The sequence below is a fragment of the Xanthobacter sp. 126 genome (assembly GCF_000526175.1).
Taxonomy (GTDB): domain Bacteria; phylum Pseudomonadota; class Alphaproteobacteria; order Rhizobiales; family Xanthobacteraceae; genus Xanthobacter; species Xanthobacter aminoxidans.
This window is the reverse complement of the sequence record NZ_JAFO01000001.1, coordinates 4,652,354-4,678,567: the sequence shown is the minus strand read 5'-3', so window position 1 is coordinate 4,678,567 and position 26,214 is coordinate 4,652,354. Positions and strand designations below refer to the sequence as shown.

The 26,214-nt window shown below is 68.8% G+C and carries 23 protein-coding genes; 8 read left to right on the top strand and 15 right to left on the bottom strand.

Going from position 1 to position 26,214, the window contains the following annotated elements:
• Positions 1 to 6: 6 nt before the first annotated feature.
• Positions 7 to 1,059, bottom strand: a complete 1,053-nt coding sequence (locus XAN126_RS0122150) for a LacI family DNA-binding transcriptional regulator (RefSeq protein WP_038225349.1) — start codon at positions 1,057 to 1,059, stop codon at positions 7 to 9.
• 119 nt (positions 1,060 to 1,178) lie between these two features.
• Between XAN126_RS0122150 and XAN126_RS0122145 the strand changes: the two genes are divergently transcribed.
• The 3 genes from XAN126_RS0122145 to XAN126_RS0122135 all read left to right on the top strand — a co-directional run bounded on the left by XAN126_RS0122145 (position 1,179) and on the right by XAN126_RS0122135 (position 5,544).
• Positions 1,179 to 2,504, top strand: coding sequence for an FAD-dependent oxidoreductase (locus XAN126_RS0122145; protein ID WP_024280744.1), 1,326 nt, complete (start codon positions 1,179 to 1,181; stop codon positions 2,502 to 2,504).
• A 17-nt stretch (positions 2,505 to 2,521) separates the two neighbouring features.
• Complete coding sequence (ilvD, locus tag XAN126_RS0122140; RefSeq protein WP_024280743.1) at positions 2,522 to 4,216, top strand: dihydroxy-acid dehydratase; 1,695 nt, start codon at positions 2,522 to 2,524, stop codon at positions 4,214 to 4,216.
• A gap of 74 nt (positions 4,217 to 4,290) precedes the next feature.
• A complete protein-coding gene (locus tag XAN126_RS0122135; RefSeq protein WP_245272316.1) occupies positions 4,291 to 5,544 on the top strand; it encodes an ABC transporter substrate-binding protein in 1,254 nt (417 codons plus the stop codon).
• A 78-nt stretch (positions 5,545 to 5,622) separates the two neighbouring features.
• On the opposite strand, the gene XAN126_RS0122130 is transcribed toward XAN126_RS0122135, so the two are convergent.
• The gene (locus tag XAN126_RS0122130; RefSeq protein ID WP_024280741.1) at positions 5,623 to 6,117 is read right to left on the bottom strand and encodes a DUF2165 domain-containing protein; all 495 of its coding nucleotides are present in this window, start codon (positions 6,115 to 6,117) and stop codon (positions 5,623 to 5,625) included.
• Positions 6,118 to 6,304: 187 nt separating this feature from the next.
• Here XAN126_RS0122130 and XAN126_RS0122125 point away from each other — a divergent pair, with 187 nt between their 5' ends.
• On the top strand, positions 6,305 to 8,020 hold the full coding sequence (locus tag XAN126_RS0122125) for a SulP family inorganic anion transporter (RefSeq protein ID WP_024280740.1): 1,716 nt from the start codon (positions 6,305 to 6,307) through the stop codon (positions 8,018 to 8,020).
• Positions 8,021 to 8,033: 13 nt separating this feature from the next.
• Here the strand turns inward: XAN126_RS0122125 and XAN126_RS0122120 are convergent, their stop codons facing one another.
• From XAN126_RS0122120 to XAN126_RS0122075, 10 genes are all read right to left on the bottom strand, one after another.
• Positions 8,034 to 8,762 (bottom strand): ABC transporter ATP-binding protein, encoded by a 729-nt coding sequence (locus XAN126_RS0122120; RefSeq protein WP_024280739.1) that lies wholly within the window; start codon positions 8,760 to 8,762, stop codon positions 8,034 to 8,036.
• The gene (locus XAN126_RS0122115) at positions 8,755 to 9,525 is read right to left on the bottom strand and encodes an ABC transporter ATP-binding protein (RefSeq protein ID WP_024280738.1); all 771 of its coding nucleotides are present in this window, start codon (positions 9,523 to 9,525) and stop codon (positions 8,755 to 8,757) included. Before XAN126_RS0122115 ends, XAN126_RS0122120 begins: the two co-directional genes overlap by 8 nt.
• The gene (locus XAN126_RS0122110; protein ID WP_051460662.1) at positions 9,525 to 10,409 is read right to left on the bottom strand and encodes a branched-chain amino acid ABC transporter permease; all 885 of its coding nucleotides are present in this window, start codon (positions 10,407 to 10,409) and stop codon (positions 9,525 to 9,527) included. The genes XAN126_RS0122115 and XAN126_RS0122110 overlap by 1 nt, the downstream gene beginning before the upstream one ends.
• The gene (locus tag XAN126_RS0122105) at positions 10,406 to 11,290 is read right to left on the bottom strand and encodes a branched-chain amino acid ABC transporter permease (RefSeq protein ID WP_024280736.1); all 885 of its coding nucleotides are present in this window, start codon (positions 11,288 to 11,290) and stop codon (positions 10,406 to 10,408) included. The genes XAN126_RS0122110 and XAN126_RS0122105 overlap by 4 nt, the downstream gene beginning before the upstream one ends.
• 195 nt (positions 11,291 to 11,485) lie before the next feature.
• Positions 11,486 to 12,613: an ABC transporter substrate-binding protein gene (locus XAN126_RS0122100; RefSeq protein ID WP_024280735.1), complete on the bottom strand. Its 1,128-nt coding sequence runs from the start codon at positions 12,611 to 12,613 to the stop codon at positions 11,486 to 11,488.
• A 2-nt stretch (positions 12,614 to 12,615) separates the two neighbouring features.
• Positions 12,616 to 13,371 carry a pyrimidine 5'-nucleotidase gene (locus XAN126_RS0122095; RefSeq protein ID WP_197024080.1) on the bottom strand — a complete coding sequence of 252 codons (756 nt, stop codon included), beginning with the start codon at positions 13,369 to 13,371 and terminating at the stop codon, positions 12,616 to 12,618.
• A gap of 25 nt (positions 13,372 to 13,396) precedes the next feature.
• On the bottom strand, positions 13,397 to 14,287 hold the full coding sequence (gene nadC / locus XAN126_RS0122090) for a carboxylating nicotinate-nucleotide diphosphorylase (RefSeq protein WP_024280733.1): 891 nt from the start codon (positions 14,285 to 14,287) through the stop codon (positions 13,397 to 13,399).
• A gap of 97 nt (positions 14,288 to 14,384) precedes the next feature.
• Positions 14,385 to 15,641 (bottom strand): amidohydrolase family protein, encoded by a 1,257-nt coding sequence (locus tag XAN126_RS0122085; RefSeq protein WP_024280732.1) that lies wholly within the window; start codon positions 15,639 to 15,641, stop codon positions 14,385 to 14,387.
• A gap of 119 nt (positions 15,642 to 15,760) precedes the next feature.
• Positions 15,761 to 17,218: an aldehyde dehydrogenase family protein gene (locus tag XAN126_RS0122080; RefSeq protein WP_024280731.1), complete on the bottom strand. Its 1,458-nt coding sequence runs from the start codon at positions 17,216 to 17,218 to the stop codon at positions 15,761 to 15,763.
• On the bottom strand, positions 17,215 to 17,964 hold the full coding sequence (locus XAN126_RS0122075) for an orotidine 5'-phosphate decarboxylase / HUMPS family protein (protein ID WP_155982375.1): 750 nt from the start codon (positions 17,962 to 17,964) through the stop codon (positions 17,215 to 17,217). Before XAN126_RS0122075 ends, XAN126_RS0122080 begins: the two co-directional genes overlap by 4 nt.
• A 294-nt stretch (positions 17,965 to 18,258) precedes the next feature.
• Here XAN126_RS0122075 and XAN126_RS0122070 point away from each other — a divergent pair, with 294 nt between their 5' ends.
• Positions 18,259 to 18,753 carry a hypothetical protein gene (locus XAN126_RS0122070; protein ID WP_024280729.1) on the top strand — a complete coding sequence of 165 codons (495 nt, stop codon included), beginning with the start codon at positions 18,259 to 18,261 and terminating at the stop codon, positions 18,751 to 18,753.
• 63 nt (positions 18,754 to 18,816) lie between these two features.
• Here the strand turns inward: XAN126_RS0122070 and XAN126_RS0122065 are convergent, their stop codons facing one another.
• Both XAN126_RS0122065 and XAN126_RS0122060 read right to left on the bottom strand, forming a co-directional pair.
• Positions 18,817 to 19,779, bottom strand: a complete 963-nt coding sequence (locus XAN126_RS0122065; RefSeq protein WP_024280728.1) for a GTP-binding protein — start codon at positions 19,777 to 19,779, stop codon at positions 18,817 to 18,819.
• Between the two features lie 10 nt (positions 19,780 to 19,789).
• Complete coding sequence (locus XAN126_RS0122060) at positions 19,790 to 20,314, bottom strand: CinA family protein (RefSeq protein ID WP_081762747.1); 525 nt, start codon at positions 20,312 to 20,314, stop codon at positions 19,790 to 19,792.
• 197 nt (positions 20,315 to 20,511) lie between these two features.
• Here XAN126_RS0122060 and XAN126_RS0122055 point away from each other — a divergent pair, with 197 nt between their 5' ends.
• The 3 genes from XAN126_RS0122055 (at position 20,512) to XAN126_RS0122045 (ending at position 24,438) form a co-directional block, all read left to right on the top strand.
• On the top strand, positions 20,512 to 21,993 hold the full coding sequence (locus XAN126_RS0122055) for a PLP-dependent aminotransferase family protein (RefSeq protein ID WP_051460660.1): 1,482 nt from the start codon (positions 20,512 to 20,514) through the stop codon (positions 21,991 to 21,993).
• A 19-nt stretch (positions 21,994 to 22,012) separates the two neighbouring features.
• Positions 22,013 to 22,717 (top strand): class I SAM-dependent methyltransferase, encoded by a 705-nt coding sequence (locus tag XAN126_RS0122050; protein WP_024280726.1) that lies wholly within the window; start codon positions 22,013 to 22,015, stop codon positions 22,715 to 22,717.
• A gap of 188 nt (positions 22,718 to 22,905) precedes the next feature.
• Entirely contained in the window at positions 22,906 to 24,438 is a 1,533-nt protein-coding gene (locus XAN126_RS0122045) for an AMP-binding protein (RefSeq protein WP_024280725.1), read from the top strand.
• A gap of 21 nt (positions 24,439 to 24,459) precedes the next feature.
• Here the strand turns inward: XAN126_RS0122045 and XAN126_RS0122040 are convergent, their stop codons facing one another.
• A complete protein-coding gene (locus XAN126_RS0122040) occupies positions 24,460 to 26,100 on the bottom strand; it encodes a GMC family oxidoreductase N-terminal domain-containing protein (RefSeq protein WP_024280724.1) in 1,641 nt (546 codons plus the stop codon).
• Positions 26,101 to 26,214: the final 114 nt, after the last annotated feature.

The window sequence follows — 26,214 nt, the reverse complement described above, 5'->3', positions numbered from 1 at the left end:
CCCTGGCTAAGAGGCTTGAGCCTCGGCCGGGCGGCTGCCCCCCGTGCTCTCGCGCAGCACGATCCGGTAGCCCATCTCGCAGGTGCCGCCCTGCGCGGCGGTGCCGGCGATGCGGCCGATCAGCATCTCGGCGGCCCTCTGGCCCATCTCGTAGCGCGGGATGTCCACGGTGGAGAGCGACGGGTTGAGGTGGCTGGAGAAATCGAGCCCGCCGAAGCCGGCGACCGCGATGTCGCCGGGCACGGCGAGGCCCATGCGCTGGAACGCCAGCAGCGCGCCGGCCGCGAGCACGTCGTTGAGGCATAGCAGGGCGTCGGGGCGGGGATGCAGTGCTGCGACCCGCTCGGCGACGATGCGGCCGGACTCCATGCTCGTGAGATCGTCCGCATTGAGGATGAGCGGCGCGCCGAGCCCGGCCTCGGCGATGCCGGCCTCGTAGCCCTTGGCGCGCATCTGGGCGCGGCGGTCGCGGGTGGCGGTGCCGACGAAGGCGATGCGGCGGAAGCCCTGCGCCACCAGCGCCTCGGTCATGGCCTTCATGGCATCGAAATTGGAGAGGCCCACGAGGCTGTCGATGGGCGTGGGCGTGCTATCCCACGTCTCCACCACGGGCACGCCGGATTTTTCCAGCAGCGCCCGCGTGGCGCGGGTGTGGGAGACGCCGACGATGACGAAGCCGTCCGGCCGGCGCCGCAGCAGCGCCTCGATGACCTTTTCCTCCTCCGCCGGGGAATAGTTGGTTTCCGCCATGATCATCTGCACCGCGTGGGTGCGGGCGACGTCCGAGACCCCTTTCACGCTGTCGGTGAAGATGGAGGACGCCACCGTCGGCAGGATCAGCGCGATGATGCCGCTGCGCTGGGAGGCGAGGGAGGAGGCGACCAGATTGTAGATGTAGCCGGTCTCGCGGATCGCCGCTTCCACCTTGGCTTTGAGGTCGGCGTTCACCAGCGTCGGCTGGCGCAGCACGCGCGAGACCGTCATGGCGGAGACGCCCGCCACCCGCGCGACATCCTCCATGGTGACGCCCGCCGCCCGTCCTCCCCTTTTCTGCCGCATCGCCGATTCCGTCACCACTGGCCCCGGCTCACCATATGGCCTGCCGGCCGCTTGACAATAGAGACTGGTTAGCGCTAACAGATGATAGCGCTAACAATTAAAAACAAGGATGGGTGGAAATGCCCGACGTCAGGTCCGCGGAGGTTCTGGAAACGGACGTGCTGGTGGTCGGCGGCGGTGCGGCGGGCCTTGCCTGCGCGGTCGCGGCAGCGCGGCAGGGGCGGCGCGTCATCCTGCTGGAGCGCTACGGCTTCAGCGGCGGCGCCGCGGTGGCTGGCCTCTCCGGCACCATCTGCGGCCTCTATGCGGCGTCCGACCGCCGCAACGCCGAGCCGGAGCAGGTGGTGCACGGCTTCGTGGACGAGTTCATCGCGGCGATGGAAGCCCGGGGCGGGCTCACCGGCCCAGTGCAATACGGCAAGACCTACGTGCGGGTTCACGATCCGCTGGTCTGGCGCGAGGCGAGCGACGCGCTGCTTGGCGCCGAGGGCAACGTCCGCGTGCTCTACCACGTCACCGTCACCGGCGTTCTCGCCGAGGGCGACCATGTGCGGGGTGTCACCGCCTTCACCAAGCAGGGGCCGCTGGAGGTTCGCGCCAGGATCACCGTGGACGCCTCGGGCGATGCGGACGTGGCGGCCATGGCGGGGCGCACGCTCACCAAGGGGCGCGACGGCGCCATCCAGAACCCCACCATGATCTTCCGCATCCTCGGCGTGGACATGGCGCGCTTCCTCGCCGCGCACGGGCCGGATTCCATCCTCGACGAGCGGGTGATGAAGCTCATCCAGGAGCTGAACGCCTCCGGCGCCTACCGCCTGCCGCGCGCCAAGATCTTCCTCTTCCCCACGCCCCGCCCCGGCGAGCTGATCTGCAACGCCACCCGCATCGTGGGTGCCGATGGACGCGAGCTGGACGCCACCCGCATGGCCGACCTCAGCGAGGCGGAGATCGAGGGGCGCAAGCAGGTGCGCGAATACGCCCGCTTCATCCGCGACCATATCACTGGCTGCGAGGCCTCCTTCGTCAACGACACCGGCGTGCAGGTGGGCATCCGCCAGACCTGGCAGATCGTCGGCCGCGACCTGCTGAAGAACGAGGATGTCACCTCCGCCCGCAAGCGCGCGGACGGTATCTGCCGCTCGCCCTGGCCCATCGAGCTGCATTCCGGCGAGAAGCCGAAGCTGCACTGGATCCTCGACGACTATTACGAGATCCCCCTCGGCTGCTTCCTGCCGGCCACTGGCACCGGCCTCGTGATGGCCGGGCGCTGCCTCTCGGCGGAGCATGAGGCCATGGCCTCGGCCCGCGTCACCGCCCAGTGCTTCGGCTACGGGCAGGCCATGGGCCTCGTCGCCGACCAGCTCTGCGACGACCCGGCGGCGCTGCCGTCCGGCTCCGACATCCGCGCCGCGCTGAACGCGCTCGGCGCCCAGCTCAACTGACGAGACAGGGACGTTTCATGTCCGACGCCGAACAGAAGAAGCCCACGCTGCGCAGCAATTTCGAGCCCGGCACCACCCGCTGGGCGGTGCGCCGGGCCCAGTGGCTCGCCATGGGCTACAGCGAGGAAGACCTGCTGAAGCCGAAGATCGCTATCGTCAACAGCTCCAGCAAGCTGTCGGTCTGCTACGCGCATCTCGACGACGTGTGCCGCGTGGTGGAGCAGGCGATCCGCGATGCCGGCGGCCTGCCCTTCGAGATCCGCACCGTCGCGCCGTCCGATTTCGTCACCAGCGCGGGCCGGCAGGCGCGCTATTTGATGCCGAGCCGCGACCTGCTGGTGAACGACATCGAGGTACAGGTGGAAGGCGCGGAGCTGGACGGCATGGTGCTGCTCGCCTCCTGCGACAAGACCACCCCCGGCCAGCTCATGGCCGCGGCGCGGCTCAACGTACCCTCCGTGGTGCTGCCCTGCGGCTACCAGCTTGGCGGCCATTGCGCGGGCAAGGAAGTGGACATCGAGGAGGTCTACAAGAGCGTCGGCTCGCTGAAGGCGGGGTCCATCTCGCTGGCCGATCTCAAGGCAATGACCTGTACCGCCATCACCGGTCCGGGCGTGTGCGCGGGCCTCGCCACCGCCAACACCATGCATGTGCTCTCCGAGGCCCTTGGCATGGCCCTGCCGCGCAGCGCGCCCATCCGCGCCGGCTCGCAGGCGCTGATGGAGAACGCTGCGCGCGCTGGTGCGGCCATTGTGGATCTCATCCTCAAGGACATCCGGCCGCGGCAGATTCTCACCCCCGCCGCCTTCCGCAATGCGCTGCGCGTGGCGGTGGCGACGGGGTGCTCGGTGAACTGCGTGCGCCACCTCGCGGCCACCGCCTCGGAAGCCGAGATGGACATCGACATCGTGGCCGAGCTGGAGGCGCTGAACGACACGCCCCAGATCACCACCGTGCGGCCCAACGGCCCCCATCGCATCGAGGATCTCGACAAGGCCGGCGGCTGCCGGGGCGTGATGCGCGAGCTTTCCGAGGTGCTCGACCTCGCGGTGATGACCGTCACCGGCAAGACGCTGGGCGAGAACCTCGCCGACGTGCCGGAGCCCGACCGCACCTTCATCCGTCCGCTGGCGGACCCCTTCCGTCACGAGCCGGGCCTCACCATCCTGCGCGGCAGCCTCGCGCCGGACGGGGCGGTGGTGAAGGTTTCCGCCGTGCCCGCCGAAGTGCGCACCTTCTCCGGCAAGGCGCGGGTGTTCGAGGACGAGGCGATCGCCATCAAGGCACTGGAGACCCACTCCATCAAGCCCGGCGACGTGGTGGTGCTGCGCGGCCTCGGGCCGAAGGGCGGACCGGGCACCGTGTTCGCCGCGAGCTTCATGGCGGCGCTGATCGGGGCCGGCTTGGGAGCAGGCGTTGCGGTGGTGACCGATGGCGAACTCTCCGGCCTCAATAGCGGCATCACCATCGGCCAGGTGATGCCCGAGGCGGCGGAAGGCGGGCCTTTGGGCCTTGTCGCCGAGGGCGACGTCATCTCCATCGATATCGGCGCCCGCCGCGTCGATCTCGACGTTTCCGAGAGCGAACTGGCCGCCCGCCGCGCCGTGTGGCGCGCGCCGGACCACAGCCAGATTCGCGGCTGGCTCGGCCAGTATGCGGCCATGGTGCAGCCGCTCTCCAAGGGCGCCGTGCTGAAGCCCATGCGGCCCTGAGGGCCGACGACAAATAAGGCGGCCCTGAACGAAAACGACAACAAGAACGAACTGACAGGATCGGGAGGTTTGAAATGCCCAAGAAGACTGAAATGTCCGGGAAGACAGCAAAGTCCGGGACGTTGAGGGCCGCTCTGGCCTCGACCGCGCTCGCCGCTTTCGTTTGCGCCACCTTTGCCGGCGGCGCGAGCGCCGAGAGCGTGAAGGTGGGCGTGCTCAACGACCAGGCTGGCGTGCAGGCGGACTTCGCCGGTGCCGGCTCGGTGGTGGCGGCGAAGATGGCCATCGCAGATTTCGGCGGCAAGGTCGCCGGAATGCCCATCGAGCTGGTCGCCGCCGATCACCAGAACAAGGCCGACATCGGCGTCAACGTCACCCGCCAGTGGTTCGACACGGACGGCGTGGATGCGGTGCTGGACGTGCCGAATTCCGCCGTGGCACTGGGCGTCAGCGGCATCGCCAGGCAGAAGAACAAGGTGGCGATCATCTCCGGCGGCGGCACCTCCGACCTCACCGGCAAGGACTGCTCGCCCAACACCGTCCACTGGACCTACGACACCTGGGCGCAGGCCAATACGGTCGGCACCGCCGTGACCAAGGCGGGCGGCAACACCTGGTACTTCATCTCGGTGGACTATGCCTTCGGCCATGCGCTGGAACGCGACGCGGGCGAGGCAATCAAGGCGGCCGGCGGCAAGATCCTCGGCACCGTGCGGCACCCGCTCGGCACCTCTGACCTCTCCTCCTTCCTGCTCCAGGGCCAGGCCTCCGGAGCCAAGGTGATCGGCCTCGGCAGCGCCGGGGCGGATACCATCAACGCGGTGAAGCAGGCGTCCGAGTTCGGCATCGTCAAGGCCGGGCAGAAGCTCGTCGCCATGCTGATGGTGCTTAACGACATCAGTGCGCTGGGGTTGGAGACGGCGCAGGGCCTGTTCCTGTCGGAAGCCTTCTACTGGGACCTGAACGACCAGACCCGCTCCTTCGCCAAGCGCTTCGCCGAAGCCAATGGCGGGCGTTATCCCAACATGGTCCATGCCGGCGTCTATGCCGGGCTGCTGCATTATCTGAAGGCGGTGGAGAAGGTGGGCAGCGCCAAGGACGGCGCCAAGGTGGTGGAGGCCATGAAGGCCATTCCCACGGACGATCCCCTTTTCGGCAAGGGCGCGGTGCGCCCGGACGGCCGCGCGATCCACGACATGTATCTGTTCGAGGTGAAGAGCCCGGCGGAATCCAAGGGACCCTACGACTTCTACAAGCTCATCGCCACCGTTCCCGCCGACAAGGCCTTCCGCCCCATCGCGGCCGGCAACTGCCCGCTGGTGAAGTAAGACCAAGCCCGCGCGGCGCCTGAGCGAGGCCCGCTTGGCATCGGCCGCAGGCCGATGCCGACGGCATGCCGCGCGTCGTCAGCGCTCCTCCTCCTGCTCCGGCAGGAGGAGGATGATGAGCACGGCGGAGATCCAGCCGATGAAGGCGAAGGCGGTGGATTGTCCGTTCCACGTTTTCGACTGCCACATGGCGAACCATTCGCCGCCGATGACGACGAAGCCGGCCCCGTATAGCAGGATGCCCAGCGTGAGGCCGAGCACGGCCGTCGTCCGCGCGCGGCGGAAGCCGGGTGTGCGGAGCGCAGCCAGCATCCGCAAGACGCCGGCCCACAGCACGAGGGCGATGGCGGCCTGCGTGGTGATGATCACCACATAAGCGGCGGTCTGGAGCCGTTCGTCGGTGATCGCCCGCCACCGAAGCGTGGAATCCGGGAAGATCGTATCCATCGCCAGCACGTGCTGGACGAAGGCCCAGTTCGTCCCGTAGGCCGCGACGTTGCCGAAGGCGACGAGCGAGAAGAAGACGGCGATCGTCACCACAAGGCCGATCTTGCACAGCCGGATCAGAACCATCGTTCCTGCCCCCGCCTGGCCGCGTTGATGCGGCACCTGCTGCGATTCTAGAAGCGGCAGCCCGTGACGCAAGGCGCGCCGCGCGAGATGGCGACGCCGGGTTTTGACGGACTTTCCGGGCCATCCCTGCCTGTGGCATGGTCCCGCCAGCCCGGCGGAGTTCATGCCGGCGGACGGAGATTGACCGGTGGCAGCGGACGGTGCGTCCTCCCAAGAAGCCCCACGGACGCTGCTGGCGAGTTTCGCCGGATATCGGCCGGGCTGGATCAAGACGGATGTGGCCGCGGGGCTCGCCATCGCCGCGGTGGGTTTGCCCAGCGCCATCGCCTATCCCGCCATCGCCGGCCTGCCGCCGCAGACCGGGCTTTATGCCTCCATCGCGCCGCTGATCGCCTATGCGGTGTTCGGCCCATCACGCCAGCTGGTGGTGGGGCCGGACGCGGCGACCATCACCGTGCTCGCGGCCGTGCTCGCCGGCATGCCGGACCTTGCGGCCGTGGACAAGCCGGGGGTGGCCGCCCTCATCGCCCTCGTGGTGGGCGGCTATTATTTCGCGGCGCGGCTGGTGGGGCTCGGGGTGCTCTCCACCTTCCTGTCGCGGCCGATTCTGGTGGGCTTCTTCGCCGGTATCTCGCTGTCCATCCTCGTCGGGCAGCTCAAGCGTGTCACCGGCATTCCCATCGTCGGGGACGGGCTGATCGCGCCGGTCATCGAGCTGGTGCGCAAGGCCCATGAGGTGCACTGGCCTTCGCTGCTGCTGGCGCTCGGCATGTTCGCCGTGCTGCACCTCGTGCGTCGCGCGCGCCTGCCGGTGCCGGGGCAGGTGGTGGTGGTGGTGCTGTCGGTGGCGCTCTCGGCGCTGTTCGATTTCGCGGGGCACGGTATCGCCGTGGTGGGGGCGATCCCCTCCAGCCTCCCGGCACTGGCGCTGCCGGCCGGGGGTGGCGCGGCGATCGACCAGTTGCTCATCGGCGCGGCGGCGATCTTCCTTGTCAGCTTCGCGGCCGGCATCGTCACGGCGCGCAGCTTCGGCGAACGCGGCGGCTATCCGGTGGATGCCAACCGCGAGATGGTGGGCTTCGGCGCCGCCAACATCGCGGCCGGCCTGTTCGCCGCCTTCCCCATCACCGCCTCGGATTCCCGCACGGCGGTGAATGCCAGCGTTGGCGGACGCTCGCAGCTGGCCAGCGTGGTGGCGGCGCTCGCGCTGCTCGCCATCGTGCTGTTCCTGCAGCCGGCGCTCGCCATCCTGCCCATTCCAGCGCTGGGGGCGATCCTGATCTCGGCCGCTTTGAGCCTCGTGGACATCCCCGCGCTGCGTGAGCTTTGGCGCATCAGCCGCTTCGAGTTCGTCTTCGCCATGATCGCGCTGTTCGCGCCCATCAGCCTCGGGGTGCTGAATGGCGTGCTGATCGCCATCGGCGCGACCTTCGCCTACCTCCTGCACAAGATGATGTATCCGCGCGACGCGTTGCTCGGGCGGGTGCCGGGCCACGAGGGCTTCTACAAGCTGCACCGGCGGGCCGATGCGCGGCAGGTGCCGGGGCTCGCCATCGTGCTGATCCAGGGCGACCTGCTGTTCTTCAACGCCGACCGCATGCAGGGCCGCATCGACGCCATCGCCGACAATCTGGTCGACGGCACCCGCTGGCTGGTGCTGGACGCCAGCGCAATCACGCAGGTGGATTCCACCGCCGCCGCGGCGCTGGAAGAGGTGCGGGCGGAACTGGAGCGGCGCGGCCTCAAGTTCGGCATCGCCGAGATGCACGACGAGGTGCGCACCCTCCTCGACCGCGCAGGGCTGCTCGATAAAATCGGCCCGGACATGATCTTCGACGACCTGGACGACGCCTATCGCGCCTTCGAGGCGAGCGGGGAGGCCCCAAGCCCGCGCGGCGCTTGAGCGAAGGCTGCGATCAGCCCGCAGCCGTCTCCGCCGCACGCATCCCGAGATAGGCGGCGATCACGCGCGGGTCGCGGGCGAGCGCGTCGGCGGTGTCGGCGAACAGGATGCGGCCGTGCTCCATCACATAGCCGTAGCTGGCGACGGAAAGCGCCTTGCGGGCGTTCTGCTCCACGAGGAGCACGGTGGTGCCCTTGGCGTTGATGTCGGCGATGGTGGCGAAGATGTCGTTCACCACATGGGGGGCGAGGCCCATGGAGGGCTCGTCCAGCAACAGCAGTTTCGGCCGCGCCATCAGCGCCCGGCCCATGGCCAGCATCTGCTGCTCACCGCCGGAGAGGGAGCCGGCATACTGGAAGCGGCGCTCCTTGAGGCGGGGAAAGCGGGTGTAGATGAGATCCATGTCGTCGGCGATGGCGGGGTCGCCGCCGCGCACATAGGCGCCGACCTTGAGATTGTCCTCCACCGACATGGAGGCCACCACCCGCCGCCCCTCGGGCACCAGAGAGACGCCCGCACGGACGATCTTGTCGGCGGGGCGGGCGGTCATGTCCCGCCCCTCGATGCGCACGGTGCCGGAGAAGGCGCGCACGAGGCCGCAGATGGTGAGCAGCGTCGTCGTCTTGCCCGCGCCATTGGCGCCGATGAGGCAGACGCAGGCACCAGCGGGGACGGAAATGTCGATGTCCTCGACGGCGGCGACGGACCCGTAGCCGGAGGTGACCTTGACGAGCTCAAGCATCCTCGGTCCCCAGATAGGCCTCGATCACGCTCGGCATGCGGCGCACCTCCTCCGGCGTGCCGGCGGCGATCTCGCGGCCGAAATTGAGCACCACGATATGGTCGCTCACACGTGCCACGAATTCGATGTCGTGCTCGATGAGGAGCACGGTGATGCCCATGTCCCGGATGGCGAGCACGAGGTCGGCGAGCGCGCGCTTTTCGGCGAAGTTCATGCCCGCCGCCGGCTCGTCCAGCAGCAGCAGGCGCGGCCTCGTGGCGAGGGCGCGAGCGATCTCCACCCGGCGCCGGTCGCCGTAGGAGAGGCCGCCCACGGCCACGTCGCGCAGAGCGGCGATGCCCACGAGGTCCAGCAGCGCCTCGCAGCGCGCCTTTTCGCGCGTCTCGCTGTGCTTCACCGCCGGCAGGCCGAAGAGCACGTCGAGGAGGCTCGCCGACTGGTGGCGGTGGGCGCCCAGGAGCACGTTGGCCAGCGTCGTCTCGCTCGCCAGCAGGCGGATGTTCTGGAAGGTGCGGGCCACCCCCAGCGCCGCCACCTTGTGCGGGGCGAGGCGGGCGATGTCCACGCCGTCGAGGTGGATATGGCCGGCGTCCGTGGGATAGAGGCCGGTGATCATGTTCATGGTGGTGGTCTTGCCGGAGCCATTCGGGCCAATGAGGGCCGTCACCTGTCCGGCGGTGGCGGTCAGCGACACGCTGTCCACCGCCACCACGCCCTGGAAGCGCTTGGCCACCTGCCAGAGTTCGAGCTGCGCCGCCGCCATCACTTCGCTCCTTCAGGCGCGGCGCGCCGCGTACCCGCCGCCTTACGCGGGCGCCAGCTGAGCAGCGACATGGCGCCCCCCGGAAGGAACAGCACCACCGCGAGAATGAGAAGGCCCATCAGGATCTCCCGCCACTGGCTGGAGAAGCGCAGCAGCTCCGGCAGCAGGGTGGTGAAGATGGCGCCCACGAGCGGCCCCAGCAGCGCATTCACGCCGCCTAGAATGGGATAGGCGAGGGCATCCACGCTCCTGAGCAGGCCGAAATCGGAGGGGCCGACGAAGAAGTTGAGATGTGCCGCAAGGCCGCCCACGCCGCCGCTGACGAAGCCGGAGGCGACGAACAGCGAAAGGCGCTGGCCGAACACGTTGACGCCCATGGCCTCGCTCATCACGTCGTCCTGCCGGATGGCCGCGATGGACCGGCCGAAATAAGAGCGTCGCAAGGCGAAGACGAAATAGAGGGCGATGAGAACCAGCAGCACCAGCTGCCATGTCTCGGTGTAGCGCGGGATGCCGTAGATGCCGATGGCGCCGCCGGTGACGGCGTCCCAGTTGAGCGCGATCACGCGCACCACCTCGGTGAAGGCGAAGGTGGCGAGCATGAAATAATCGCCCCTCAGCCGCAGCACCGGCGCGCCGATGACGAGCGCGACCGCCGCTGCCAGCAGCCCGCCCGCCACCACCGCCACGGCGAAGGGCGCGCCGAGCTGCATGGTGAGGTAGACGCTGCAATAGGCGCCCACCGCCATGAAGCCGCCGGTACCCAAGGTGAACATGTTGGCCGCCAGCGCCAGCCACACCCCGTAGGCGAGGAGGGTGTTGAGCAGGCACAAATTCACGAGGTTGCCGTAGCTGGCGAGAAAGGCATCGAGGGCGGCCATCATGCGCGGCGCTCCTCGAAGCCGGAGAACAGGCCCGTGGGCTTCACCAGCAGGATCAGAAAGATGAGCCCGAAGCCGATGGCATCCCGGAAGGCGGACGACACGTAGGCGACGGAGAACACCTCCACGAGCCCCAGGAGGAACCCGCCGGCCACCGCGCCGGGAATGTTGCCGAGGCCGCCGAGGATCATCACGGTGAGGCCCTTCACCAGCATGTGCTCGCCCATGAAGGGGGAGACCACGTTGAAGAGCAGGCCCAGCAGCACGCCAGCCGCCCCGGCGAGCGCTCCGGCGATGAAGAAGGTGATGAGGATGGTGCGCCCCACCTCCACGCCGACGATGCGCGCCACATCCTCGGAGAAGGCCACCGTGCGGATGGCGCGGCCCACCGAGGTCTTCTGCAGGGTGAAGCCGAGGATGCCCATCAGGATCACCGCCGTGACCACCACGATGACCTGGAGCAACTGGACACGCACGCCGCCGATCTCCCAGACGATGGCGGTGAAGGGGTTGGGTGGATAGCCGTGCACGGCGGTGCCGAACACCTCCTGCGCGATGCCCACCAGCAGGCGGGCGAGGGCGAGGCTGGCGACGAGGCCCATCCATTTGTGCCCGCCGCGCAGCCGGAGCACGCGGAACACCAGAAGCTCGGACGCCATGCCAAGCACGCCGCCGCCCACCAGCGCGACGACGAGCGCCAGCGGCAACGGCAGGCCGAGGAGCGCGATCTCCAGCCCGAGATAGGCGCCCACCATGAAGAAGGCGCCCTGCGCCAGATTCACGATGTTCAGCACGCCGAAAATCAGCGTGCAGCCGATGGCGAAGACGGCATAGATCGAGCCGAGCGAAAGCCCGTTCACGACCTGCTGCAAAAACGTGGTCATGCACTGATCCCCCGGACGTGCCCGCGGATCATGCCAGAGGCCCGTGAGTTTGGCTCATGGGCTTTTGTCTGGCCCGCGCGGCGCCCGGTTCAGGCTTGTGCCGGAACCGGTCCATGCATCGTGCAGCTGCGGATACCCGCGCGGCACGGCGCGCCAATCCATCCGGTTCCGGTCAGGGCCGGAGCCGGTGGAGGATCACTGGGCGAGCTGGAACTTGCCGTCCTTCAGCTCCAGCACCTTGGCGACCAGCACCGGCTCGCGGTCCTTGTCGAAGGAGAAGGGGCCGAGCACGGTCTCAAGGTCCTTGGTGTCGGCGATGGCGGCGCGCAGCTTCGCCGGATCGGACACGCCGCCCGCGCGCTTCACCGCATCGGCGAAGATGGTGACGGCGGCGTGGGCCTGCGCGGCGAAGGTGTCGGGGGCGTTGCCGTACTTGGCCTTGTAGGCCTCGACGAACGCCTTGTTGGCGGGCGTGTCGAAGTCGATGAACCAGCCCGAGCCCACGAGGAAGCCCTGCGCGGCGGGACCGGCGAGGTCGTTGAGCTTGGTGGAGATGGCGGCGTTGGCGCCGAGGAAGACGGTGGACTGCGGGATGCCGAGCTGGCGCGCCTGCCGCACGATGTTGGCAGTCTCTTCAGCGAGGCCGCCGACGACGATGATGTCGGGGTTCGCCGCCTTGATCTTGGTGAGCTGCGCGGAATAGTCCACGTCACCCTTCTGGAAGGTCTCGGTGGCCACCACCTTGATGCCGGCCTTGTCGAGGGCGGCCTTGTGCACGCCATAGGCGGCCTTCATCAGCACGTCGTCGATGCCGTAAATCTGCGCCGCGGTCTTCGGCTGGTAGCGCTTCACCGCATAGGCGAGCACGCCGGGGAACACCGCTGCCTCGGGGGCGCTGGTGCGGAAAATGTATTCGCCGATGGCCGGCACGCCGGGGGCGGTGTTGGACGAGGCGATCACCGGCACCTTGGCGGCATTGGCGATGGGGTCGGCGGCGAAGGCCGAGGTGGTCAGCGTCGGCCCGAAGATGACCGTCACCTTGTCCTGGTTGATGAGCCGCTGGAAGATGTTGACGGTCTGGCCGCGATCGCCGGCGTCGTCCTGATGGATGGGCACCAGCTTGAGGTCGCCGAGCTTGCCGGAGGCGTTGATCTCGGCGGCGGCCAGCTCCGCGCCATTCTTCTGCATGGTGCCGTAGAGCGCGGCCGAGCCGCCCGAGGTGGACTGCACGATGCCGAGCTTCACATCCGCCGCGAGGGCAGGCGCGGCGGCGAGCGAGATGGCGGTGGCGGCGATGAGTAGGCGCGTGAGACGGGCGTGCATCATCATGGCTCCTGAGGAAGGTCGGTCGTTGATGAGCCCTTATTTTGCGGGCCCTTATGGAGGCTTTGTGCGGCCTTTGGCGTTGGTCTCGGAGGCGTGCGCGGCTCGATCTGGGCGAGCACGGGCGCGAGCGCGAGGGAATGGAAATGGACGTGCGCGGCGTCCGGCGTCTCGGGGAGGCCGTGGTCGCCGATCAGCACCGTCTGCATGCCGAGCGTGTGGGGCACGGCGAGGTTCACCGCGCGGTCGTCGAACATGATGGCGCGGTCCGGTGCGACGCCGTGCCGGCCGACAAGCGTGTCGTAGGCGGCGCGTTCCGGCTTGCCGATATAGTCGCAGGCGGCGATGTCGCACACGCCCTCGAACAGGTCGGCGATGCCAAGGCGCTCCAGCACCCGCTCGGCATGGGCGCGCGAGCCGTTGGTGAAGACGAGGCGCCGGCCAGGAAGGGCTTCCAGCGCGAGGCGCAGCTCGGCGTTTTCCGCCAGCACGGAGAGGTCGATCTCGTGGACGAAGGCGAGGAAATCCTGCGGCTTCACCGCGTGGTGGCGCTGGAGCCCGACGAGGGAGGTGCCGTAGGTCTCGTAATAGTGCGCGTGCAGCGCCGCCGCCTCTTCCGGCGTGCAGCCGGTCAATTCCTGGATGAACAGCCAGACGCGGGCGAGCATCTGGCCGTGCAGGCCGGCGGAGCGCGGGTACAAGGTATCGTCGAGGTCGAAGACGAAGGTCTCCGTTCCCGGCCTCAGACGAAAGGGCATGTCCCCGCGCATGGCCCGCCTGTGTTCAGTTCGAGAGCTGCTTGAGGCGGTCGATGGTCCGCTGAGCGCTCGGCTTGATGTCCCGCACATCGAGGCTGATGTCGAGGGCCTTCACCGTGTGGGTGAGGTCGCCGATGGAGATCACGTCCACCCCCAGCTCAGCGATGGGTACGATGGTGGTCTCGTTGATGCCGCCGGACGCCTCGGTCATGGCGCGGCCCTTGGTCAGCTTGAGGCCCTCGCGCATTTCGTCGAGGTCCATGTTGTCGAACATGATGATCTCGACGCCGGCGTCCAGCGCCTCCTGCACCATCTCTAGGCTCTCGCACTCCACCTCGAACTTGAAGGTGTGCTGCGCGCTCGCCCGCAGAATCTTCACCGCTTCGGTGATGGAGCCGGCGATCTTGATGTGGTTGTCCTTCACCAGCACGCAATTGGCGAGGTTGAAGATGTGGTTGTGGGCGCCGCCCACGCGCACGGCGTATTTCTGCACCATGCGCAGGCCCGGCCATCCCTTGCGGGTGTCGGTGATGCGCACGCCGGTGTGCTTCACCAGCTCGGCGTAGCGGCGCGTCTTGGTGGCGATGCCGCTCATCTGCTGCAGCCAGTCGAGGGCCGAGCGCTCGATGACGAAGAAGGTGGAGGCGCGCGCCTGCACCCGCATTAGCACGGTACCGGGCTCCACCGTGGCGCCGTCTTCCACCAGCCATTCGATGCGTGCATCGGGCTCGATGGAGCGGATGGTCTCGTCGGCGAACAGCATGCCGCAGACGATCCCGTTCGCCTTGGCGTAGATATTGGCCGTCTGAACCGGATCGTCGCCGACGAGAAAGCCTCCGGTTGTATCGCCGGAGCTTAACTCCTCGCGAAGGCCCAGCTCGACGAGAGGCCGGATCATAAAGCGGTTCAACTTCATTACACGGCTCCTGGGGCGCTCCCGGCCCGGCTCTGTGATGCTGCCTAGCAGCTGTTTTCTACTACATCAATTGACAAAATCATTTTATCGACAGCGCTCAGCCGTCGAGCCGGTTCGTGAAGGCCTTTCCGCCCTTCATCACCAGATGCAGGCGATCGCGCTGCTCGAGGATGCGGATGTCAGCGAGCGGGTCGCCGTCCAGCACGAGCACGTCGGCCATGCAGCCGGCCCTCAGCGCGCCGAGGTTCGGCTGCTCGATGCACTCGGCCGCCTTGGTGGTGGAGGCGACGATCACCTCCATGGGCGACATACCGAGCCAGTCCACCATGAAGGCGAGCTCGGCCATGTTCTCGCCCACCAGCAGGCGGTGCGACTGGTCGGTGCCCATGGCCACCTTCACGCCGCGCTTCACCGCCTCCTTCCAGAGGGGGATCTGCGTCTGCATCAGCGAATAGATCTGCGCGTCCTTCACGTCCTCCTGGCCCAATTGGTGACTGGCCCAAGCGGTGTTTTTGCGGCGGTGCTCGATGGAGAGCGGCACCAGCGCCAGCGTCGGCACCCACCAGATGCCGCCCGCGATCATGCGGTCGACGCTCTCCTCATCCATGAACCAGCCGTGCTCCAGCGAGTGGATGCCGGCCTTCACCGCATTCTTGATGCCGGCGAGGCCCTCGGCGTGGACGGCCACGCGCTTGCCCTTGGCGGCGGCCTCGGAGACGGCGGTGGAGATTTCCTCGATGGTGAATTGCGGCTCGTCCCAGCTATCGGTCACCGAGGTGATGCCGCCGGTGGCGCAGATCTTGATGAAGTCGGCGCCGCGCATGAGCAGCTCGCGCACCAGCCGGCGGATCTCCTCCACGCCGTCCGCCACCGTGTGGGGGAGCCAGGCGCGTTTCTGGATGCGCATGCCAGCGGGCAGCCAGTAGTCGCCGTGGCCGCCTGTCTGCGAGACCATGCCCAGCGAGATGAACAGGCGCGGCCCGTCGATGATGCCTTCCTCGATGGCCTGCCGGAAGCCGGCATCGGCGCCGCCCATGTCGCGGGCGGTGGTGATGCCGCAGGCGATGGTCTCGCGGAACACCTCGATGGATTTCAAGACGTTGTAGGTGGGCGTGTTCAAAAGGTGCTGGCGCATGTCGCGGGCGCGGTAGGTGCCGTGGACATGGGTGTCGATGAAGCCGGGCAGCACGGTGCGCCCCGCCGCGTCGAGCTTCTGGGCGCCGGCTGGCACACTCACCCGGCTCTCGGGGCCGGCGGCGACGATGCGCCCTTCCTCGATCACCACGACCGCATTCGGCACCGGGTCCGCCCCCGTGCCGTCGATCATGGTTCCGCCGACGATTGCGATGGCCATACGCGCCTTGCCTTTCGCTCTGTTCAAAAAGTTAGCAACGCCATTTGCCAGGCATTGAGAGCCAGCCGCCGACGCAACGATGGGTCCAGCCCGCCGCCGGTGGCTCCTTTTATCTTCCGCTACGTGAGGTCCACCACCACGTTCTTGATCTCGCAGTAGAAATCCAGCGCCTGAAGGCCAAGCTCGCGGCCGATGCCGGAGCGCTTGTAGCCGCCGAAAGGTGCGAACACGCTGGTCTTCGAGGCGCTGGGCAGGCCGTTTACCGCGACCATGCCGGTGCGCATGGCCCGCGCCACCCGGAGCGCGCGGCCGATGTCGCGGCACCAGACGGAGCCATTGAGACCATAGTCGCTGTCATTGGCCAGCGCGATGGCCTCGGCCTCACTGTCGAACGGCGTCAGGGAGCAGACCGGGCCGAAGATTTCCCGGCTGAAGGCGGGATTGTCCGGACCAACGCCCGAGAGGATGGTCGGCGGGTAGAAGAAGCCGTCGCCCTCGGGCATCACCCCGCCGCTCACGAGGTCCGCGCCCGCCTCGCGCGCCTGCGCCACGGTGCGGTCCACCGCATCGCGGTGCGAGGCGGAGATGAGCGGGCCGAGATTGGTCGCGGGGTCCAGCGCCTTGCCGGTTTTCAGCTTGGCGGCCGCGGCGGCGAAGGCGCGGGCGAAGGGCTCCAGCGCGCCGCGCTCCACCAGAAGGCGCGAGCGGGCGGAGCAGGACTGGCCGGCATTGCCGAAGCCCGAGGCCACAGCACTCGCTGCTGCCTTCTCCATGTCGGCATCGGCGAAGACCAAAGCGGCGTTCTTGCCGCCGAGTTCCAGCGCCACGCGCTTGATGGAAGCGGAGGCCAGCCGCATCACTTCCGCCCCCACGGCGGTGGAGCCGGTGAAGGAGATGCCGTCGATGCGCGGGTCCTCCGCCAACCGCCGCCCCACGTCCGCGCCGCCGGGCAACACGGAGAGGAACCCGTCGGGCACGCCCGCCTCGCGGCACACCTCGGCCAGCAGCAGGGCGGTGAGCGGCGTCAGCGGCGCCGGCTTCAGGATGGCGGCGCAGCCGGCGGCGAGGGCCGGCGCGAGCTTCCACGAGGCGCCGAGCAGCGGGAAATTCCACGGCACGATCTGCGCCACCACGCCCAGGGGCTCGCGCAGGGTGAAATCCAGAAGGTCCTTGCCGAGGGGAATGGTGTCGCCGAACACCTTGTCCATGGCCCCGGCATAATAGGTGAAGACGCGGATCGCCCCTTCCACCTCGCGCAAGGCGCCGGAGATGGGCTTGCCGGCGTTCACCGCCTCGATCTGCGCGAACTGGTCCTGCCATGCCGTGATCCCGGCGGCGATGCGGTGGAGCACCGCGCCGCGGTCGACGGGCGGAAGATGGGGCCAGTCGCCGGCATCAAAGGCATGGCGCGCCGTGCGGATCGCCGCCTCCACCTCCACCGGACCCGCCAGCGCAACCTCGGTGAGGGGCGTGCCGGTCCAGGGATCGACCAGCGCCTCGACGTCGCCGCCCATGGCGGGCACGAAGCGCCCGCCCACGAAGGGCTCGCGGTGGAGGGCCGGCAGCAGGGCCTTCATGGTGCCGTCGCCTCCAGCGCCTGCATCTTCTCATAGAGGACGGTGGCGGCGGCGGCCGGGTCCTTCGCCTCGGTGATAAGGCGGCCGACGATGGCGAAGCGGCGCGGGCAGGCCTCGGCGGCGGCGAACGCCCCTTCGATGGTGCCGCCCAGCGAGCCGAAGCCGGTGAGGAACACCAGCGGGTTCTTCACGTTCGCCGCGATCCAGCGCGACCAGCGCGTGACCTTGGCGGCATCGTGCGCCGGCAGCACGAAATGATCGGCGCCGCCCTGCACGGAGCGGGCGAGGATGAGGTCCAGCGCATTGTCGAGGAGGTAGCCGCCGCCGGAGACGCCGTAGTCAGCGACGGGGATCTCGCCGCCCACCACCGGCGCAATGCCGGCCTTCAGCGCTTCACCGACGAAGCCGTCCACGGCGGTGGGGCCGGCGACGGGGAACAGGATGAGCCCGTCCACCTCGGCCTCGGCGCACAAAGCGGTGAACTTCTTCGCCATGTCCGGCATGTCCGGGCCGGCCTTCTGGTGGTCGTAGAGAATGGGCAGATCGGTGAGGTCACGCACGCGCCGCATGGACTCTTTCAGGCCATGGCGCAGCACGCTGGTGAGCCCGAGCTTGTAGCCGGCCACGCCGGGGACGCCGCTCGTCGCCTTCACCACCGCATCGAACTTCTCCTGCGTCTCGATGTCGAGGGCGGGGACGATGCCCACGGTGCCGGAAAAGGTCTTCGCCGAAAAAGTGCTGGCCATCACGGTCTCGCTCGTTTCCATCCTGTTCCCGAACGCTACGGGCGGGGCGCCGCTCACGGTAGCGCCGGCTCGTGGCGGGCTCATGGGGCCAGTCCGGAGCATGGGGCCAGTGGCGACGGTCCGCGCGGTCGCCCGCGTTCCGTCGGCGTCGTGCCCGCTTTCGGCCACGCTTGGTTCAGCTTGCATTCACTCGATATTTCATACACATGGCCCTGCTGGAGCTTGACCGGGGGGCAAGCCGGCAGGGCGCGACGCCCACATGCACCCCTCATCTCCGACCCAAGAGGGCCGCCCATGAAGACGGGTATTCTCGCCGCGCTCGCCGTTGCCGCCACGATCGCCTCCACCGGGGGGGCGCAGGCTCAGGTCAAGCCCTATGGAACGGGCTTCGATGGCTGGACCTTCACCGCCACCACGGAGAAATCCGGCATCATCAATTGCCGCGCCGTCCGAAAAGTCGGCAACCGCGACGATCTCATCGCCCGGCGCACCGACGGCCACGTCTACATGAGCGTCAAGGCCGAGGGCCGCAAGGGCGACTTCAAGGGCACCATCATCAACGTCCCCGGCAAGCCGCGCGGCATGCTGGAATGGACGGTGCCGGGCGGTGCAGATGGCAACCGCATGTGGTTCATCATGCCCTTCGTGGCGATCGACCATATCGTGGCCGCCGGGGCCTACCAGTTCTCCCTGCCGGATTCCGAGGATATGGGCACGGTCAATCTCGGCAAGAGCGCCAAGCAGGCGTGGGACCGCGTCAACCAGTGCGTCCAGGCCAACGGCGGGTGACCCGTGCCGTCGGCCTCGGTCTTCGATCGAGGCCGAGCTGGCCAAGCCCGGGCGCTTTCGGTGTCACTCAGCCGGGCGCGCCATTCCGGCAAGAAGCGTCAGCGCGTCGGCTAGGTCCTGCTCCTCGATGCCGCGGGCGATGAGCACCATGCGGTTCTCGTCCCCCGCCGCGGTGGCGACGAGGCCGGGGGAATAGACCAGCCCCTGCACGCCGTGCAGCACCACCGGCTGCGACACTTCTTCCAGATGCAGGATGCCCTTGAGGCGCAGCAAGGCGGCGCCGAACAGGTCGCTCACCCGGTCGAGCCAGGCATCCACCTGGTCCTGAGTGAGACGTCCGGGAAAGGCGAGGGAGGCTGTGGTCACCGCATGGCCGACGCCGGTGGCCGAGAAGCGGCGGCTGAGCGGGCGGGGCGTCTCGCGCGGGTCGATCCACAGAAGCGTGCCGTCGCGCGCCGATGCCGGCAGCACATGGCATTCCGCCAGCGGATTGAGCATGGCCACCTCGCGCTCGGCGGCGGCGAGCTGGTCCTGCGTGGCAAGGTCCGCCTTGCTGATGAGGATGCGGTCGGCGAGGGCCACCTGCGTCATCCCCTCGGGATGGTGGGCGAGGGTGGCGGCGAAGTTCGCCGCATCCACCACCGTCGTCACGCCGGCGATGGAGAAATGCCGGTTGAACAGCGGATCGGCGATCAGCGCATGGAGCACCGGCGCGGGATCGGCGAGGCCGCTCGTCTCCACCACCACCCGGCGGAAGGCGAAGTCGTCCATGGCGCGGCGGCGCAGCAGGCCGTTGAGCGTGGCGTTCAGCGAGCCCTTCATGCGGCAGCAGATGCAGCCGCCTTCCAGCAGCATCACCTCGTCACTGCCTGTCTCGATGAGCGCATGATCGATGCCCGCGTCGCCCGCCTCGTTGATGATGACGGCGGTGTCGCGGAAGGCCGGGCGCTTCAGGAGATCGTTGAGCAGGGTCGTCTTGCCGGCACCGAGGAAACCAGTGACGAGGACGACCGGAATGTCGCTCATGCGCGGCGCGTCAGCCGAGCTGGGTCTTGAGCAGCGCGAGCGCCGCCTGCACGGCGCAGAGCCGCACGTTGTCCCGGCTGCCGGGGAAGACGTGGCGCTCTTCCGCGAGGCCGCCGTCGCGGGTGGCGACCGCGATGAAGATGGTGCCCACGGGGTTCACCGCATTACCCCCGCCCGGCCCGGCATAGCCGGTGATGGCGACGGTGGCACCGGCCTCGGAATGGCCGAGCAGGCCCTGGGCGAGGCCGCGCGTGACCTCCGCGCTCACCGCGCCATGGGCGGCGGAGACTGCGGCCGGCACGTCGAGGCCGGTGGCCTTGGCCGAGGAATGGTAGAGCACATAGCCCCGCTCGAAGATCTCCGAGGCGCCGGACACCGAGGTGAGGCAGGCGGCGACAAGGCCGGACGTCACCGTCTCGGCGGCGGCAAGCCGGATGTTCCGTGCCCGCGCGGCCGCCAGCACATCTGCGGCGAGGCTGAGGAGGGGCGCGGGAAACAGGGTTTCGTCCGCCTGGAGCAAAGCGGTGTCGGGCATAAGTGTCGCCTCAGATGCGGGCACGGCTCCAATTCAGCAAAGCACGCGCGTCGACGGTGAAAATGGTTGTCCCCCACCGGTCAAGTCAAGCAAGCGGCAGGGGTGGCCCCAAAACGCCGTCAGCGACTGGCCCTCTCGCAACTGGCCCCAACAGGTGCCAACATGCGGCGTTGCCCGGACCAAAGAGATGCGACCCCGTGCTGATCTCCCTCGACCGCGCCTCCGCCTTGAGTCTCCAGGAACAGCTTTTCGAACAGATCCGTCAGCAGATCCTCGACGGGCGTTTGAAGGCAGAGTCGGCGGTGCCGTCCTCCCGCCATCTCGCCCAGCAACTGGGCGTCTCGCGCAACTCGGTGACGTTCGCCTATGAGCGGCTCATCAACGAGGGCTACCTCGTCACCCGCCCCATGGTCGGGACCTATGTGGCGGCGGTGGTTCCCGAAACAGCCATGAGCGCGTCGGTGAGCGCGTCTGCCTCGGCTGTGTCGGTGCGCGCGGAGGCGCCGGCCCCGGCGGAGCGGCGCTCTCCCGAGAAGCTGGCGCCCGCCGCCTTCACCGGCCGGCCCCATTCCATCCTCAACACCAGCCGCATCCCCATCGATTTCTGGCCCCAGCGCACCGATCCGCGCGCCTTCCCGCTAAAGACGTGGCGCCGTCTCGTGCTGCATGCCCTCGCCGTGGCGGGGCACAACCTGACCGAATATGGCGACCCCTGCGGCCTCATGGCTCTGCGCACCGCCATCGCCGACCATGTGGCGGTGATGCGCGACATCCATGTGCGTCCCGAACAGGTGGTGATCGTCGCCGGCGCCCAACTCGCCCTCAATCTCGCGCTGCGGGTGCTGGCGCGGGAGGGCGACGCGGTGGTGGTGGAGAATCCGTGCAGCCAGGGCGCCGCCTATCTGTTCGAGAGCGTCAACATGCACCCCCACCCGCTGCCGGTGGACGAGCACGGCATCGACACGTCGCGCCTCGCCGGGGTGGCGGCGCAGCTGGCGTATGTCATGCCCTCCCACCAGTATCCCATGGGCGGCGTGCTCTCGCTGGAGCGGCGCCAGCACTTGCTCGCCTGGGCCGATCGTACCGGCGCCTATCTCATCGAGGACGATTACGACAGCGAGTTCCACTATGGCGGGATGCTGCTGCCGGCGCTCAAAGCCATGAGCCCGGAAAACGTGATCTATCTCGGCACCTTCTCCAAATCGCTGGGCGCGGGGCTGCGCACGGGCTTTGCCATCTTCCCCGATCACCTCGCCCCGGCGGCGGGGGCGGCGAAGGCGCTGCTCGACAACGGCCATGTCTGGCTGGAGCAGGCGGCGCTCGCGGAATTCCTCCACACCGGCGGTTTCGTGCGTCACCTGCGGCGGGTGCGGCTGCGCTACCAGCAGCGGCGCAACGTGCTGGTCTCCGCCCTGCGCGACGCTTTCGGGCGGGTGGAACTGCGCGGCACGGAAGCCGGCACCCATCTCGCCTGGAAGCTGCCGCCCGGCATGCCCCGCGCGCACCAGATGGCGGCGCTGGCGAAGAGCCGCAATGTCGGCCTCTACACCATCCAGAACGGCGGCGGGCATGAATACGGCAGCGCCGATGTGAGCAACGACTGGCTCCTCCTCGGCTATGCCTCCCTCGCCGAGGAGCAGATCGAAGCAGGCATTCACCGCCTGCGCGGCGCGCTGTAGGCGGCAGGGAGAAAGCGGAATGAGCGGGCAGCAGGCAGAGGCGGCGGGGCGGCCGCAGGGCACGGCGCTGGCGGTGATCGAGGACTGGCTGGGGCCGCTGGCCGGTCGGTCCATCCTCGACATCGGCTGCGGCCATGGCGCGCTGGCGCGGGCTCTGACGGCGCAGGGCGCCCGCGTCCACGGCATCGATCCCGGGCCGGAGGCCATCGCGTCGGCCCGTTCGGCGGTGCCGGAGGCGACGTTCACCGAGGCGGGGGCCGAGGCGCTGCCCTTCGCGGACGGGAGTTTCGATGCCGGGATCTTCCTCAACAGCCTGCATCATGTGCCGGCGGGCCTGATGGCGGCGGCGCTCGGCGAGGCGCTCCGGGTCAGCCGTGGGCCGGTGCTGGTGGTGGAGCCGCTGGCGGAGGGCAGCTACTTCGAAGCGCTGCGGCCGGTGGAAGACGAAACCGCCATCCGCGCCCTCGCCCAGAAGGCCCTCTCTGCCTGCCTCGCAAGCGGCGCGGCACAGGCGGTGCGTCGGCTCGATTACGACGACGTGCGTCGTGTCGCCGGGGTGGATGGCTTTCTCGCGCGTGCGGTTGCGGTCGATCCCGCGCGGGCTGCGGCGGCGGAGCAGCATCGCGGCACAGTGGAGGCGCTGCTGGCCCGATGGGGTGTCGCGGACGTCGGCGGCATCCGGCTGGAGCAACCTCACCGGGCACTTCTGCTGGCGCGGGCGTGAGACCGCTCTGAGAGGGTGAAGGACCTCCTCGCCGCCGTGACGGCGATGGGGCTGCTCTCGGCGTGACTGCTCTGGCGGGCGGATGGAACGACGCGGCGGATGTCAGGCCCCCGCCCTTCGGTTGGTGGCCGAGCTGAACCTCTGCAATCGCGCTGGCGCGGGCGGGGCGCGCCATCCATGATCGCACCATGACCGAGACCGTGAATCAGGCTGCCCCGCATCCCTTCAACCTCGCCCGCTTCTGCCTCACCGGGGCGGGCGCGGCGGCGGACAAGCCGGCCTTGCTGGTGGCCGAGGGACCGAAGGGACGCATCATCGAACGGTGGAGCTTCGGTGAACTCAGGGAAGCCGTGCTGCGCGTGGCAGGCGGCTTCGCCGGATACGGTTTGCCGCGCGGGTCGCGGGTGCTGCTGCGGGTGGGCAACACCGCGCAATTCCCGCTGATGTTCTTCGGTGCCATCGCCGCCGGGCTCGCGCCCATCCCCACCTCCACCATGCTCACGGCGCACGAGGTGGAGATGATCCTCGATGATTCCGGCGTGGCGCTGGTGGTGGGTGACGGTTCGGGCGTGATGCCCATGCCGCGCGTGGGCGTTTCCATCATCGATGCCGCCGGCATGTCGCGGCTCGGCGCGGCCTCCGCCATCGATTTCGCCCATACGGCCACGGACGACCTCGCCTTCATGGTCTTCACCTCCGGTACCAGCGGGCGGCCCAAGGGCGTCGCTCATGCCCAGAGGGTGGGGCTCGGACGCATTCCCATGCGCGCCGGTTGGCACGACCTGAAGGGCGACGACCTGCTGTTCCACGCCGGGGCCTTCAACTGGACCTATACGCTGGGCGTCGGCCTCATGGACCCGTGGGCCGTGGGGGCGACCAGCATCGTCCATCTGGGCGATCGCCCGCCCGGCGCATGGCCCGACCTTCTGGAAGAGACCGGCGCCACCCAGTTCGCCGCCGTGCCCGGCCTCTACCGGCGCATCCTGAAATACGCCCGCATCACGCCCGACCGTTTTCCCGCCATGCGCCACGGCCTCACCGCCGGTGAGGCACTCAAAGCGGCCCTGCATGGCGAATGGGTGGAGGCAACCGGGCGCCCGCTCTACGAGGCGCTGGGGATGAGCGAGATTTCCACCTACGTCTCCTCCGGCCCCGCCGTGCCGACCCGGCCGGGCAGTCCCGGCAAACCGCAGGCGGGGCGGCGCGTGGTGGTGTTGCCGCCGGAGGGTGAGGCGCCGGACGCGCTCCACCCCCTTCCGGCGGGGGATACCGGCGTGCTCGCCGTGCATCGCTCCGACCCCGGCCTGATGCTGGGCTATTGGGGCTTGGCCGAAGAGACGGCGGCGGTGCTGCGCGGCGAGTGGTTCCTCACCGGCGACCTCGCCCGCTTCGATGCGGACGGCTACCTCTGGTACGAGGGCCGCGCCGACGACCAGATGAACGCCTTCGGCTATCGCGTGGCGCCGGAAGAGGTAGAGCGGGCGTTGGCCGCCCATCCGGATGTGGCGGAAGTGGCGGTGGCGGAGACGCTATCGGGCGACGTCTCCCTCGTTACCGCGTTCGTGGTGCTGCAGGCGGGGGGCGAGGCCGATGCGGCGGCGCTCGAAGCCTGGGCCGCGGAGCACCTCGCCGAATACAAGCGCCCCCGCGCCTATGTCTTCATCGAGGAACTGCCCCGCACCGGCTCCGGCAAGGTGATGCGCCGCGCGCTGAGGGGGTAGGGGCGGCATCCGCTCCCGCCCTCACGCTGCCGCCGAAGAGGCCCCCGCCCGCGCATCCTCCAGCGCCAGCCGCGCGCCCTTCTCCGCGATCATCGCCGTGGGCGTGTTGGTGTTGCCTGAGGTGATGGTGGGCATGATGGAGGCGTCGATCACGCGCAGGCCGCCGAGGCCGATGAAGCGCAGGCGCTCGTCCACCACCGCCATGGGATCGTCCACCCGGCCCATCTTCGCCGTGCCGACGGGATGGAAGATGGTGGTGCCGATGTCGCCCGCCGCCTTGGCGAGGGACGCATCGTCGTCGCCGACGGAGGGGCCGGGGAGATATTCCTCCGGCCGGTAGGGGGCCAGCGCCTGCTGGCGCATGAGGTGGCGGGTGACGCGGATGGCGTCGGCCGCCACCTGCCGGTCTTCCTCCGTCGTGAGATAATGCGGCGCGATCTGCGGCTTCGCCTCGGGATCGGGCCCCGTGATGCGCACGATGCCGCGCGAGGTGGGGCGCAGGTTGCACGCCGCCACCGTGATGGCCGGGAAGCGGTGCAGCGGCTCGCCGAACTTGTCCAGCGAGAGCGGCTGCACGTGGAACTGGATGTTCGCCCGCTCCTGATGCGGATCGGACCTGGTGAAGATGCCGAGCTGCGAGGGCGCCATGGTGAGCGGCCCGCGCCGGCGCAGGGCATAATCCACGCCCATCAAGGCACGGCGGGGCAGGGAATAATAAGTCTCGTTCAGGGTGCGGATGCCGGAGACCTTGTAGATGGCCCGCTGCTGCAGATGATCCTGCAGATTGCGCCCCACCCCCTGCCGGTCCAGCACCGTCTCGACGCCGCGTTCGGCCAGCCACTCGCCCGGCCCGACGCCCGAGCGCTGGAGGATCTGCACCGAGCCGATGGAGCCCGCGGTCAGGATGACCTCGCCGCGTGTGCGTGCCTCGATCCAACGCCCGTTCTGGCGATAGCGTACGCCCACGGCGCGGCCGTTCTCGATGATGAGGCGATCCGCGAGTACGTCCGTCTCCAGCCGGAGGTTGGGGCGGCCGAGGGCGGGTTTCAGGAAGCCGCGCGCGGAGGACCAGCGGCGGCCGAACTTCTGGTTCACATGGAAATAGCCGACGCCCTCGTTGTCGCCGGTGTTGAAGTCCGGCACCTTCCGGATGCCCAGCTCCGTGGCGGCATTGGCCACCGCGTTCAGCACCGGCCATTCGATGCGCGGGGGCTCGATGCGCCAGCCGCCGCCGGCCCCGTGGATATCGCTGGCGCCGAGGAAATGGTCCTCCAGCGACTTGAAGGCCGTCAGCACGTCCGGCCAGCCCCAGCCGGAGAGGCCGAGCTGGCGCCAGTGGTCATAGTCCGCCGCCTGGCCGCGCATGGAGATCATGGCATTGATGGCCGAGCAGCCGCCGATGACCTTGCCGCGCGGATAGTTCAGCGCGCGGCCGTTCAGCCCCGGCTCGGCGTCGGTCTTGAACATCCAGTCGGCACGCGGATTGCCGATGGCGAAGAGATAGCCGACGGGGATGTGAAACCAGATCCAGTTGTCCCGCCCGCCGGCTTCCAGCAGCAGCACGCGGGTGCGCGGATCGGCTGAGAGGCGGTTGGCGACGATGCAGCCGGCCGTGCCGGCGCCGACGACGATATAGTCGTAATCCCCTTCGAGCCGTTCCACCGGCGCCTCCCGCTTGTTTCTCTCCGCTGGTGATCCCAGCTTGAATTTCTGCACGCAAGAACGATAGTTTCCGATCCATCCTGCAATTTTGCAGGAATGGGCTCAATACGCGCA